A 12,829-nucleotide genomic window follows, 5' to 3' on the forward strand; every position below is an offset into this window, starting at 1 on the left:
GCCCGGCCTGTCAAGCCGGGGTGGCGGGTGTCACAGAGGCCCGTCCACCAGCGCCAACGCCCCGTCCGGCAGAGGCCGCTGCAGCTCCTCGGCCCGGATGCCGTCCAGCCAGGCCCGCCATTCGTCGGGCCGGGTCAGGATCACCGGCATGGCCTTCGGATGGATGCGGCCAACCTCGGCATTGGGCGAGCAGGTCAGGAAGGCAAAGAGGTCGTCCACCGTCTCGCCATCCTTGACCTTGCGGAGCGAGGTCCAGCCCCGCGTCTCGATCCCCGCGAAGAACATCGTGGTCTCCGCGTCGGTCGGCGCGAACCATTGCACCCCCTGCCTCTTTCCACGCGGCTCCGAGAAGCTCGTCACCGGCACCAGGCAGCGATGGTCGCGCGCAAGCCAGCGGTGCCAATGCGGAGAGGAAAGGTTGCGCACATTCGTCACCCCCGGATCCCGGGCGGTCTTCAGGACCGATGGCGGTGACGGCATGCCCCACCGCGCCTTGACCAGCTCCGGCCCGTCCTCGCCATGGCGGATGATCGGCGCCAGCTGGTCGGGATAGACGCTGCCCGGCGCGACATTGCCCGCCCGGTCGGTCAGCCCCTCGACGAGGCGGATCATCGCCTCCTGCGTGCTCGTGACATTGTAGAGATTGCAGATCGCCCGGCCCTCCTGCTGCTGTGCCCGATCTTCTGCCCGGCCTGCCCCGGGGTCAATGACTTGGCTTGGAAAGGGGGCGCATCGGCGGCCGGCGACTTATCCCCCGATTTGAATCCCGCCTTTCCAGAGCCTTGCAGGCGGGGCGGCAAATCGCCCGCCCGGATCGCCTCCGCCGTGGTTGACAGGACGGGATGGCGAGAACAAAACAGGAACTAACGGAACCCACCTACACCCGAGTCGCAGGAGCCCGCACCCATGCCCGTCGCCCATCCCGCCCTGGCCGACCTGCGCGCCCGGATCGGAGAGATCGACGGCTCGGGGTCGCGCCAGCACGGCGTCCTGCCCTTCGGCCTGCCGGAGCTGGACCGGCGGCTGCCGCAGGGCGGGCTGGCGCGCGGGGCGCTGCACGAGGTGGCGGGCGGTGGCCACGGCGCCGTGGATGGCGCGGCGGCGGCCTGCTTCGTGGCGGGCATTGCCGCACGGTGCCAGGGCCAGGTCCTCTGGTGCGTCAGCCGGGCGGATCTCTTCGCGCCGGGCCTCGCACAGATGCCTGCCGCCCGGGCGGGTCATCCATGTCGAGGCGGGCGACGATGTCTCGGTCCTGGCCGCGATGGAGGAAGGGCTGCGCCATGGCGGCCTCGGCGCGGTGGTGGGCGATGTGGCGCGGCTGTCGATGACCGCCTCGCGCCGCCTGCACCTGGCGGCCAAGGGCACGGGCACGATCGGCATCGCGCTCAGACGCTGGCGCAGGCAGGCCGATGCCAGCGATTTCGGACAGCCGACGGCGGCCATGACGCGCTGGCGGGTCTCGGAACTGCCCTCGGCGCCGCTGCCCGTGCCGGGGATCGGCCGGGCGCGCTGGCTGGTGGAGCTGATCCGGGCGCGGGCGGGCGAATCCTTCGATCTGGAACTGGAGGCATGCGATGGCACGGGTCATCTCGGTCTTCCTGCCGCTCTGGCCGATCGACCGGCGACAGCGGCAGGCGGGCACCGCGCCTTCGGCTGAGGGGCCGCTGATCATCGCGGGCCGGGCGGGCAGCAGGCGGGTCGTCACCGCCGCCTGTCCCGCCGCGCAGGATCTTGGCCTGCGCCCCGGCATGGCCGTCGCACGCGCCCAGGCGCTGGTGCCGGATCTGCGGATCGAACCCGATGACGGGGCGGCGGATGCCCGGGCGCTCGAGCGGCTGGCGCTCTGGCTCCTGCAGCGGGTCGCGCCCATCGTCGCGGTCGATCCGCCGGACGGGATCGTCATCGACTCGACCGGCGCCGATCATCTCCATGGCGGCGAGGCCCCGATGCTCGAGGCGCTGGCAGGCAAGCTGGCCCTGTCGGGGATCACTGCGCGGCTGGCCATCGCCGACAGCTGGGGCGCAGCCCATGCGCTGGCACGATGGGGGGCCGGGACCGTCACCATCGTCCCGCCCGGCGGCGCGGACGCGGCTCTGGCACCTTTGCCCCTTGAGGCATTGCGCCTGCCCGCCGCCATGGCGGCCGGTCTGCGGGTCCTGGGCTTTGCGAGCATCGGTGACCTGATGGACCAACCGCGCGCGCCCCTGACGCGGCGCTTCGGCGATCTGCTCTGCCGCAGGCTCGACCAGGCGCGCGGGTATGTCCGCAAGCCCATCGCGCCCCTGCGCCCAGAAGGCCTGATCGAGATCCGCCGCGGCTTCGCCGAACCCATCGCCGCGCCCGAGACCATCGCCCGCAATATCGGCAAGCTGGTGGTCCGGCTCTGCGGCGCGCTGGCCGCCAAGGGTCTGGGAGCGCGGCGGCTGGACCTGCTCTGCTCGCGCATCGACAACCGAACCGAGACGCTGCGCGTGGGTCTGGCCGTCCCGCAGCGCGACCCGGCGCGGCTGACGCGGCTTCTCTGCGACCGGATCGTCACGCTCGATCCCGGCCTCGGGATCGAGATCATGACCCTGACCGCCACCATCGCCGAGCCCCTGTCGCCCCGCCAGGCCAGCACGCTGCTGAACGAGGGCGCGCCGGACCTGTCGGGCCTGATCGACACGCTGTCGAACCGGCTGGGGCCGCGCGCGGTCTTCCGCTTCGCGCCCGTGGCCAGCGAGGTGCCCGAGCGCGCGACGATCCGCATCCCGCCCCTTGCGGAGCCCACGCCCGTCGCGCCCGATCTCGGGGCCTGGCCCAATCACTGGCCGCGTCCCGCCCGCCTGCTGCCCCGGCCCGAGCCGATCGAGACGATGGCGCTGCTGCCTGACCATCCGCCCCGCTGGATCCTCTGGCGCGGCATCCGCCGCCATGTGCAATGCGCCGACGGGCCCGAGCGCATCTTCGGCGAATGGTGGAAGCGCGAAGCCGAGGCCCAGGCCGTGCGCGACTATTTCCGCATCGAGGACGAGACCGGCGCGCGCTACTGGATCTTCCGCCAGGGCGATGGCGAGGACAGTGCCACCGGATCCCATCGCTGGTTCCTGCACGGGGTCTTCGGATGACGGCGCCCGGCTACATCGAATTGCAGGTGACGACGCAGTTTTCCTTCCTGCGCGGTGCGTCCTCGGCCGAGGAGCTCTTCGCCACCGCCGCCCTGATGGGGATGAAGGCCCTGGCCGTCACCGACCGCAACTCCCTGGCGGGGATCGTCCGCGCCCATCTGGCGGCCAAGGAGACTGGCGTCCGGCTGATCGTCGGCTGCCGCCTGGACCTGACCTGCGGCATGGCCCTGCTGGTCTATCCGACCGACCGGGCGGCCTATTCGCGCCTCTGTCGTCTCCTGTCGGTCGGCAAGGGGCGGGCCGGCAAGGGCAAGTGCCATCTGGAATGGCCCGACGTCGCTGCCGCCTGCGAGGGCATGATCGGCATCCTGATCCCCGACCGGGCGGATGATCTCTGCGCGCTGCAGCTGCGCCGGATGCGCGAGGCCTTCGGTGACCGCGCCCATCTGGCGCTGACCCTGCGGCGGCGCCCGAACGACCAGCTGCGGCTCCATGAGCTGTCCAATCTCGCCGCCCGGATGCGCGTGGCGACGGTGGTCACCAACGATGTGCTGTTCCATGAGCCGGGCCGTCGCATCCTGCAGGATGTGGTCACCGCGATCCGTCACAGCACCACCGTCGATGCCCTGGGCTTTCGCCGCGAGCGTCACGCCGACCGCTATCTGAAGACGCCCGCCGAGATGCACCGGCTGTTCACCCGCTATCCGGAGGCCCTGATCCGCACGGCCCGGATCGCGGACGCCTGCCGCTTCTCGCTGGACGAGCTGGAATACCAGTATCCCGAGGAGCGCGACGATCCCGCCGTGACCGCCCAGGCCATGCTGGAGCGGCTGACCTGGGAGGGCGCGGCCGAACGCTACCCCGAAGGCGTCCCGCCCGAGGTCACCGCCAGCCTGCGCCACGAGCTGCGCCTGATCGAGCGGCTGGATTACGCGCCCTACTTCCTGACGGTCCACAGCATCGTCCGCTTCGCCCGCTCGCGCGGCATCCTGTGCCAGGGGCGCGGATCGGCGGCGAACTCGGCCGTCTGCTTCGTGCTCGGCATCACCTCCATCGATCCCGGCCGCAACGATCTCCTGTTCGAGCGCTTCGTCAGCGAGGAGCGCCGCGAGCCGCCCGATATCGACGTGGATTTCGAGCATGAGCGCCGCGAGGAGGTGATCCAGTGGATCTACCGCACCTATGGCCGCGACCGCGCCGCGCTGACCGCCGTGGTGACCCGCTATCGCTCCAAGGGCGCGCTGCGCGATGTCGGCAAGGCGCTCGGCCTGCCCGAGGACCTGATCCGCACGCTCTCAAGCCAGATCTGGGCCTGGTCCGAGGAGGGGATCACCGATGACGACCTGCGCGCGCTGAACCTCAACCCCGCCGACCGCCGCCTGCGCCTGACGCTGGAACTGGCAGCCCAGCTGCGCGGCACGCCGCGGCATCTCAGCCAGCATCCCGGCGGCTTCGTGCTGACCCATGACCGGCTGGACGATCTCGTGCCCATCGAGCCCGCCGCCATGGAGGATCGCCAGGTCATCGAATGGGACAAGGACGACATCGAGGCGCTGCGCTTCATGAAGGTCGACGTGCTGGCCCTTGGGATGCTGACCTGCATGTCCAAGGGACTGCAGCTTCTGGCCGATCACAAGGGCATCCGCCATGATCTGGCCTCGATCCCCGCCGAGGATCCGCGCACCTATGCGATGATCCGCAAGGCCGACACGCTCGGCACGTTCCAGATCGAGAGCCGGGCGCAGATGTCGATGCTGCCGCGTCTGAGGCCGCGCACCTTCTACGATCTGGTCGTGCAGGTGGCGATCGTGCGGCCCGGCCCGATCCAAGGCGACATGGTCCATCCCTATCTGCGCAGGCGCGCGGGACAGGAGGCCGTCTCCTTCCCGACGCCCGAGCTGGAGAAGGTGCTGGGCAAGACGCTCGGCGTGCCGCTCTTCCAGGAGCAGGCGATGCGGGTCGCCATCGAATGCGCGGGCTTCACGCCGGGCGAGGCTGATATGCTCCGCAAATCCATGGCCACCTTCAAGTTCACCGGCGGCGTGTCGAAGTTCCGCGACAAGCTGATCGAGGGGATGGCGGCGCGCGGCTACGACCGCGACTTCGCCGAGCGCACCTTCCGCCAACTGGAGGGCTTCGGCAGCTACGGCTTTCCCGAAAGCCATGCGGCCAGCTTTGCGCTGATCTCCTATGCCTCCTCCTGGCTCAAGTGCTGGCATCCGGACGTGTTCTGCACGGCGCTCCTGAACAGCCAGCCGATGGGCTTCTACGCGCCCGCCCAGATCGTGCGCGACGCGCGCGATCACGGGGTCGAGGTCCGCCCGGTCTGCATCAACGCTTCCCATTGGGACTGCACGCTGGAGCCGCTTGGCGACGGCCGGCGCTTCGCCGTCCGGCTGGGGCTGCGGATGGTCAAGGGCCTCGCCAACGCCCATGCGGCGGCGATCGTGCTGACCCGCGCCGACGAGCCCTTCGCCTCGGTCGAGGATCTGCGCCGCCGCGCGCCGGTGCCGGTGGCGGCACTGACCCGCATCGCCGAGGCGGACGGCTTCCGCACCGCTCTGGGCCTCGCCCGCCGCGAGGCACTCTGGCAGCTGAAGGCCCTGCGCGACGGTGACCTGCCCCTCTTCGCCGCGACGCCGGCCGGCGATGCCGAGCCCCCCGTGACCCTGCGCCCGATGGCTGCAGGCCGCGAGGTGGTCGAGGATTACGGCCATACCGGCCTGTCGCTGCGCCGCCATCCGGTGGCCTTCCTGCGCGAGGACCTGACCCGCCGCCGGATGATCCCCTGCGCGGAAGCGATGGCCTCCCGCAACCGTCGCCGCTGCGAGGTGGCGGGCATCGTGCTGGTCCGCCAGCGCCCCGGCTCGGCCAAGGGCGTGATGTTCATCACGCTGGAGGACGAGACCGGCATCGCCAACCTGGTCGTCTGGCCCAAGGTCTTTGAGGCCAACCGCCGCGCCATCCTAGGCGCCGGCATGATCTCCGTCGCGGGCCATATCCAGCGCGAGGGCGAGGTCGTCCACCTCGTCGTCCAGCGCATCACCGACCTCTCAGCCGACCTCGCCAGCATCGGACAGCGCGGCGGGCCCTTCCCCCTGACCCATGGCCGCGGCGACGAGTTCAGGGCGAGCAGCGGGAGCCTGACAGGCAACACTGGAACGCCGACGCCGCGCGACATCTATATCCCGGATCTGCATATCAATACCGTCAGGGTGAAGGCGAAGGATTTCAGGTAGGGGCGTTGTGCAGCAAAGAGGGTGATCTTGGCCACGGGGAGGCAGCAAAGGGCGGTGAGCGGCCTGACGGCGGTGCGGCGTATCAAGGGTGTCAGGACGCAGGAGCGGACGTTCGGCACCGCCGCAGCACGACCGGCGCCAAGTCAGTCACGAAGGGAGGGAAGCAGCCCTTCGGCGGTGCGGAGAACGAGCAGCCTCAGAACGAAGAAGCGGCCACTCACCCTCAGCGTAGCGGCGAAGGCGCCTGTGTGGACGCAAAAGGCAATCGCAGCCCTACAACAGTGCTGAAGGAGAATCGCTGTTGTCCGGTAAAGCGAGCGCCTGCAGACTGCGTCTAGGGTGTGTTGACGTTCACCGGAGTCGGATGACGGTTGCGGCGAGAGCAATGAAGGCGCTGAAACTTTCATCAGTCTTGCAGCAGCGCATGGCGATGCCTCTGTATTCCTTGAGCCTGCCGAAGAGGTTCTCGATCAGGTGCCGCCACTTGTAGGTTTCGCGGTCGAATTCGGCGGGGAAGCGGCGGTTGGACTTTGGCGGAATGACCGGCTCGATCCCTGCACCGGTTAGCGCCTCGCGCAGCCAATCGGCATCGAACGCCCGGTCGGCAAGAAGTTGGCCACACGTCAGGCCATCGATCAGCGCCCCTGTGCCGCGCAGATCATGGGCCTGTCCCGGCAGCAGCCGAAAGTCGGTCAGGTTGCCGACCGCATCGGCCAAAGCCATGATCTTGGTTGTTATCCCTCCGCGAGAGCGCCCGATGGCCTGGCTTTGCGTCCCCCTTCTGCGCCCTGTCCATGGCGGTGAACCTTGACGATGCTGCCGTCGATCATGGCGTATTCAAAATCGGCATCTTCAGCCAAGGCTCGGAACATACGGTAGAACGCATCGGCCTTTACCCATCGCCGGAACCGCTTGAACACCGAGTTCCACTTACCGAAATCCGCCGGCAAGTCGCGCCATGGACAACCGGTCCGGACTATCCAGAGAACCGCCTCAACAAAAAGCCGAGGGTCGGGGCCGGTGCGGCCAGGGTCACATTCCCGGCCAAGGCAATGTGGAGCGATAAGTGCCCATTGTGTGTCGGTCAACGTCGTGCGGATCAAGGTTGCCTCCCATTTGGCAGCCTTGAATCAGCCAGAGATCAGTTTGGAAATCCTCAAACGTCAACACGCCCTAGGTCATGTTGACAAATGGCGGAGCCAGAGCCTGATGCAGGCGACGTCGACGAAGCCGAGGAAGCTTTCGGCGGTTTTGTCGTAGCGGGTTGCCAGGCGGCGGCTGTTTTTCAGCTTGTTGAAGCAGCGCTCGACCATGTTGCGCAGGGTATAGATGGTCATGTCGACAGCCTTGCGCACCCTTCGGTTCTTTCGCATCGGTATCATGGGCAGGGCGTTGCGGCTCTCGATGTCTTCCCGAATTTTATCAGAGTCATAGCCCCTGTCGGCGACCAGAACGGCGGGCTGTGGAAGATTGTCGGCCATCACCAGATCGTAGCCGGTGTAATCGGACTCTTGCCCCGGCGTGATCTCGGTCCTCATCGGGAGGCCTGCGCCGTTGACCCTGAGATGGATCTTGGTCGAGAACCCACCTCTCGAACGGCCAAGAGCCTCTTTCGGAGTCCCCCTTTTGCGCCCGCCGCATGATGGTGCGCGCGGATCACAGTGCTATCAACCATCTGGAGCTTGTCTGGCGCGATCTCAGCGTGGTTCAGCGCATCCAGGATATCCTCCCACAGTCCCGCCAAAGTCCAGCGGCGGAACTGACGGTAGACCGAGGACCACTTGCCAAACTCTTCGGGCAGATCACGCCATGGCGCACCAGTCCTTGCGATCCAGAAAATTCCATCGAGAACAAGACGATGGTTCGCGGGTTTCCGCCCGTTAGCGTGCCGGACGGCACGAATGAAGCCTTCGAAGAAGGTCCACTCATCGTCGGATATCAGGTTGCGTGCCAAGTTCATCTCCCACGTAGAGATGAGCTTGAATCATACGACGACTGCCAGAGGAATCCCTTTTGTCAACACGACCTAGTAGGAAAATAGACAGCATCCGGTCTAGACCGAAAGTCGCATACCCGCCGTTCACGCGGAGCTAACAAGGGAGCCTGCTAAGTATCGAGCAGGCAAAGGCCCCTCGGCTCCCTAAAACGGCCCAGTTTCGTATCATTCCGATCGCCACGGAAAACCATCTCGATGAGCATAGGCACTTGACAGCCTTACTAGAACTGCCAACTTGATCAAAATTTCTATTGGCGGCGGGCAGTTACGTGAGAATCTACGTCCATCACAGAAACGATGACATTGATGAAACGGCCGACGTCCTCCTAGAAAAGGATAGCTGGGACGACTACGGCTTCGAAACAAAATTCCGAGTCTGGATTAGAACTGGTAAAGAATTTGATAGGATTGGCTCGATAAAGATCGGCCACGTTGGTCAGAAGGAAAAGCCAGACGCATCCGCCAAGACTGTATTCCCCAAGGGAATACTGGGCGAACTTCCTGACGGCTACTTTTCTATAGGGCAGTCTGAAAATTTTTATGACTCCCTGCAAGAGGTCGGCACTGACTTCGCTAAGGAACTTCTGGATTTTCTGCACGACCTCGCTGCTCAGGAGTTCATACCTCAGCAAATCTTAGATGAGGATGTTTACAAATACTCACTGATGCGGAATCTTAGCGACTCCGACGTTATCCAGTTTAAGAGGCTTGCAAGGGGCGATACTAGAAAAATTGCTTACAGCTTTAGTTATACGTGTAACATAGGGAAAGATGGCCCGTCACTTTCGTTCGAAGTAATGCCTACTTCACCCATCCCAACAAATCTGCACGCGATCATTGGATCAAATGGCGTTGGAAAAACTACCTTGTTCAAAGATCTTGTCCAAGTAATAGGGTTTAACGAGCGGGGCGGACCATCAGTCATCGACTTCACATCGGAAGATGTAGCCACCTCAGACCAGTCATCGTTTAAGAAGATTGTCTTCGTCAGTTTTAGTGTTTTTGACCAAGAGCAGATCGCAAAGCAGATCCTAGGCGCAGCGCGCCTGAAGGCTGAGTTCATTGGGCTTCTAAAGATCGTCGATGTAGATCAAGAGGCCGATCGCGACGAAGATATTCTGTTCGAGGCTAACGACGCACCCACTCCCGAGACAGAGCAGCTTGTTCTCATGTCGCGTGATGCGCTCTTTGAGACGCTCCTTGAAAGCGCCAAGAACTGCATGCAAGGCGGGAACAAGAAACGATGGTTTTCATCCCTTGATGCGCTCGGCATTGACCCACTTTTTGAAGACTTACATCTCCGTGGACTAGAGAACTCCGAGAACTTTGAGATTGATCTGCGCGTTATTTTTGACAGATGCAGCTCCGGGCACGCCATATCGCTACTTGCGGTAACGCGACTAGTGGAGCTGGTTGAAGAGCGAACTCTCGTTCTGTTCGATGAACCCGAATCTCACCTCCATCCCCCCCTGCTCTCTGCGCTCCTAAGCGTTGTGAACTCGGTCGTTACCGAACGAAACGCTATAGCAATTGTCGCCACCCATTCGCCTGTTGTCCTTCAGGAAGTTCCAAAAATGTGCGTGTGGTTGCTTACTCGCTCAGGAGACGAGATGGAAGCATTCAGGCCTACGCTCGAGACGCTCGGAGAAAATGTGGGCGTTCTTACGCGTGAAATATTCGAGTTGCAGATGAGAAAAACTGGGTTTAATCGCATCATTCATCGCCTTGTTAATGATGGTTTAGATGCAAAAGCGGTGATTGCCCAATTCAATGGTAGCCTAGGTAGCGAGGGGAGATCTCTGGTGCATAGCCTGATTAAAAATCGGGACCGCTGACTTATGCACAGCCTGCCTGTCCCTAATCTGACATTTTCTGAAATCTATGCGGCATGTGTTGCTAGGATCAGAGAGCCTGGTCGCAGCGCCCTCGTCGCAGAGACCGAGGATATCAGTAGTTACGTTGAGCGCTATGTTACCCTTGCAGAAACCAACGACCTATTCACCCTTGTCCCTCATGTTGAGGTAGGAAATAGCACGCGGGCCGCACATGTTGCTACATATGAAGGCCACGTAGCTAATAAGAAGTCTGACCTGCGCAGGTATTACAACTCAATTAAGAGCGTCAAGAAGACTTATCGATGTCCCTTTTGCGGATGGGCCCAAATCAAGCAGGTCGATCACTTCGTTCCAAAGCAAATCTACTTTAGGCTATCGGTAGTTCCGCAGAACCTCGTCCCTATTTGTAGCGACTGCAACAAGGCGAAAGGTGAATACCACGGAGAAACAAAAGAGCGCGCGCTTTTCCATCCCTATTACGACCCAATACCGACCGGCGCTTGGCTGAGTGCCGAGATCTCAGTCGGAGCTTCCGTGGCTGTGACCTACAGCATTGATCGCGCTGCCGTCGACCAACTCAGCGGCCATCGCCTCGACAACCAATTTCGCAAGCTCGAGATTTTCGAAGCCTATGAAGACTTGGCCAGCCATCACTTGGTCTCTTTAAGAGATTCGCTGCTAGCGGTTGTCGAGGATTCCGGTGTCGTTGTTCTCTATTCACATATCGAAGGATTGCGTGATCAAGCTTTGACGGAGGCTGGAGGCGTGCAAACTAATTGGAAGGTGACGCTGTATAACGCAATGTTGGGCTGCAATGAATTTATGACTAGTGAGGGGATTTCTCTGCTTGAATGATTGAAATCATAAGGCGAGACCGGTCTCTGCGGCAAGGCGCACGCCTTGAACGGCCGGCTTGGAGAAGCTGCACGGTAGCTCCTCGCCTTGCCGACTGTCTGCTTTGGGCTGAGTGCGTGGGTCAGAGGTTGCCGCGTGCCGTTCGCGGCACCAAGGCCGGCGGATAGACGCGAGGGGCCGAGGCTGTGTGGAAACGCGCCGGCAGGGGCTGTCGGCTGCTGGTTGGCCGCGCTGCTAGCTTTCAGCCGCCTCTGACACTCTTTGCGTGCGTGGCGGCCTGGTGATCTCTTTCAGGCAGGCGTGACGTCTGCGCTTGAGGCGCGACACTCCCCGATCAGGCGGAAATGGCCCGCATCAGGCCCCGAATGCCGATCAACGCGACCACCCGCTTGATATTGTAGGCAAGGACATTCAGCGCCATTTCGGTGCGGACGTTCTTCAGCCTCCGGGTCAGGAAATGGGTGTGCCCCATCCAGACCTTGAGGGTGCCGAACGGGTGTTCGACCGTGCAGCGGCGCAGGGTCATCGGATCCGCCTCCCCACCCAGTCTTTCGCGCATCGCATCGACCAGGTGCTCATGCTCCCACCGTGTGATCCGGCGCTCCTTGCCGGTGGTGCAGCGGTGACGAAGCGGACAACGCTGACATTCGTTGGTCCAGTAGCGGCCGATCCGCAGCCCGTCCTCCTCGCGCGTGTAGCGATAGGTCAGCTCTTCGCCTGCCGGGCAGACATAGACATCGCGGGCCGGATCATAGGCAAAGTCAGCCTTCACATACATGCCCTTGCCGCGGTTGCCCGATGTCTCGGGGCGCGGCACGGTTGTGGTGATCCCCGCCTGATCGCAGGCCAGGATCTGGGAGCCACTGAAATATCCCTTGTCAGCGATGGCATGCAGGTCGTCGCGTCGAAGAGCCTCCTTGGCGGCTGTCGCCATCGGGCTCAGTTGGTCGCGGTCGAAGCCCTGATTGGTCACGTCATGCACCACGATCAGATGCGTCTCGGTATCGACCGCGGTCTGGACGTTGTAGCCGACCATGCCACTGTGTCGGGCACTGGTCGCCATGGCCCGGGCATCGGGATCGGTTAGGGAGATCTGCCCGTCGGGCGCCTCGGCCAGGGCCTGTTCCATTGCCTTCAGCCGCGCGATCTCCTGCCGGATACGACCGTAGCGGCGGGCGAGATGGGCGACCTTGTCAGCCCTTGTCTCGCCGTCCTCCTGGCGGTCGATGCGAACCATCTCGTTGACATAGCGCTCAACGTCGGCCTCCAGATGTGCAAGGCGGCTGGCGATCTTGTTCTTGGTGAAGTTCCGGTCACGGTTGTTCACCGCCTTGAACTTGCTGCCGTCGATGGCCACGCAATCGCCCCTCAGCACCCCGATCCGCCGGCACAGCTCCACGAACTGCGCGCAGGTCCTGCGGATCGCCGCCCCGTTATCGCGCCGGAAATCGGCGATGGTCTTGTGGTCGGGCACCAGGCGACCGGTCAGCCACATCAGCTCGACATTGCGACCCGCCTCACGCTCCAGGCGACGGCTGGATGGGATGCGGTTCAGATAGCCGTAGATGAAGAGCTTCAGCAGCACAGCCGGATGGTAGCCCGGGCGACCGGTTCGGGCGGGCGCACAACGCTCGAAGCCGAGCGCCGGAAGATCAAGCTCCTCGACGAAGAGGTCGACGACACGGACCAGGTGATCCTCGCCAATCCAGTCCTCGAGACGATCAGGGAAAAGCGTGACCTGTTCCCGGTCAATGCCGTCGATGAAACCCGCCATCCCTGCCTCCCGCTACCTTGCTG

9 protein-coding genes are annotated in these 12,829 nt (G+C 63.7%); 5 read left to right on the forward strand and 4 right to left on the reverse strand.

All coding sequences use genetic code 11. The features are described from left to right. Positions 1-30: 30 nt before the first annotated feature. Positions 31-708, reverse strand: coding sequence for an SOS response-associated peptidase (locus JHW48_RS05830; protein WP_336390905.1), 678 nt, complete (start codon positions 706-708; stop codon positions 31-33). 553 nt (positions 709-1,261) lie between these two features. Between JHW48_RS05830 and JHW48_RS05835 the strand changes: the two genes are divergently transcribed. From JHW48_RS05835 to JHW48_RS05845, 3 genes are read left to right on the forward strand one after another with little or no spacing between them, the layout of a single operon-like run. Beyond that, on the forward strand, positions 1,262-1,657 hold the full coding sequence (locus JHW48_RS05835; protein WP_240637852.1) for an ImuA family protein: 396 nt from the start codon (positions 1,262-1,264) through the stop codon (positions 1,655-1,657). Then, entirely contained in the window at positions 1,575-3,107 is a 1,533-nt protein-coding gene (locus JHW48_RS05840) for a Y-family DNA polymerase (protein ID WP_119886313.1), read from the forward strand. Before JHW48_RS05835 ends, JHW48_RS05840 begins: the two co-directional genes overlap by 83 nt. Next, positions 3,104-6,346, forward strand: coding sequence for an error-prone DNA polymerase (locus tag JHW48_RS05845; protein WP_272835813.1), 3,243 nt, complete (start codon positions 3,104-3,106; stop codon positions 6,344-6,346). Before JHW48_RS05840 ends, JHW48_RS05845 begins: the two co-directional genes overlap by 4 nt. Before the next feature lie 351 nt (positions 6,347-6,697). On the opposite strand, the gene JHW48_RS05850 is transcribed toward JHW48_RS05845, so the two are convergent. Continuing rightward, positions 6,698-7,449 (reverse strand): IS5 family transposase gene (locus JHW48_RS05850; protein ID WP_205962020.1). Its coding sequence is split into 2 segments (ribosomal slippage): positions 6,698-7,119 and positions 7,119-7,449, totalling 753 coding nucleotides; the frame shifts between segments, so codons are not numbered across the junction. Positions 7,450-7,524: 75 nt separating this feature from the next. After that, positions 7,525-8,306, reverse strand: a protein-coding gene (locus JHW48_RS05855) for an IS5-like element ISPaes1 family transposase (RefSeq protein WP_119887974.1) whose coding sequence is annotated in 2 segments (ribosomal slippage) — positions 7,525-7,964 and positions 7,964-8,306 — 783 coding nt in all. Because the reading frame shifts where the segments join, the coding sequence is not laid out codon by codon here. A gap of 305 nt (positions 8,307-8,611) precedes the next feature. On the opposite strand from JHW48_RS05855, the gene JHW48_RS05860 reads away from it, so the two are divergent. Together JHW48_RS05860 and JHW48_RS05865 are read left to right on the forward strand one after the other, a co-directional pair. Next, a complete protein-coding gene (locus JHW48_RS05860) occupies positions 8,612-10,177 on the forward strand; it encodes an AAA family ATPase (RefSeq protein WP_147388100.1) in 1,566 nt (521 codons plus the stop codon). Positions 10,178-10,180: 3 nt separating this feature from the next. Beyond that, on the forward strand, positions 10,181-11,032 hold the full coding sequence (locus JHW48_RS05865; protein ID WP_119886461.1) for an HNH endonuclease: 852 nt from the start codon (positions 10,181-10,183) through the stop codon (positions 11,030-11,032). Positions 11,033-11,366: 334 nt separating this feature from the next. Here JHW48_RS05865 and JHW48_RS05870 read toward each other — a convergent pair whose 3' ends face one another. Next, positions 11,367-12,806: an IS1182 family transposase gene (locus JHW48_RS05870; protein WP_119886462.1), complete on the reverse strand. Its 1,440-nt coding sequence runs from the start codon at positions 12,804-12,806 to the stop codon at positions 11,367-11,369. Positions 12,807-12,829 lie beyond the last annotated feature (23 nt).

Origin of the sequence: Paracoccus aestuarii, from assembly GCF_028553885.1 — a bacterium.
Lineage (GTDB): Bacteria > Pseudomonadota > Alphaproteobacteria > Rhodobacterales > Rhodobacteraceae > Paracoccus > Paracoccus aestuarii.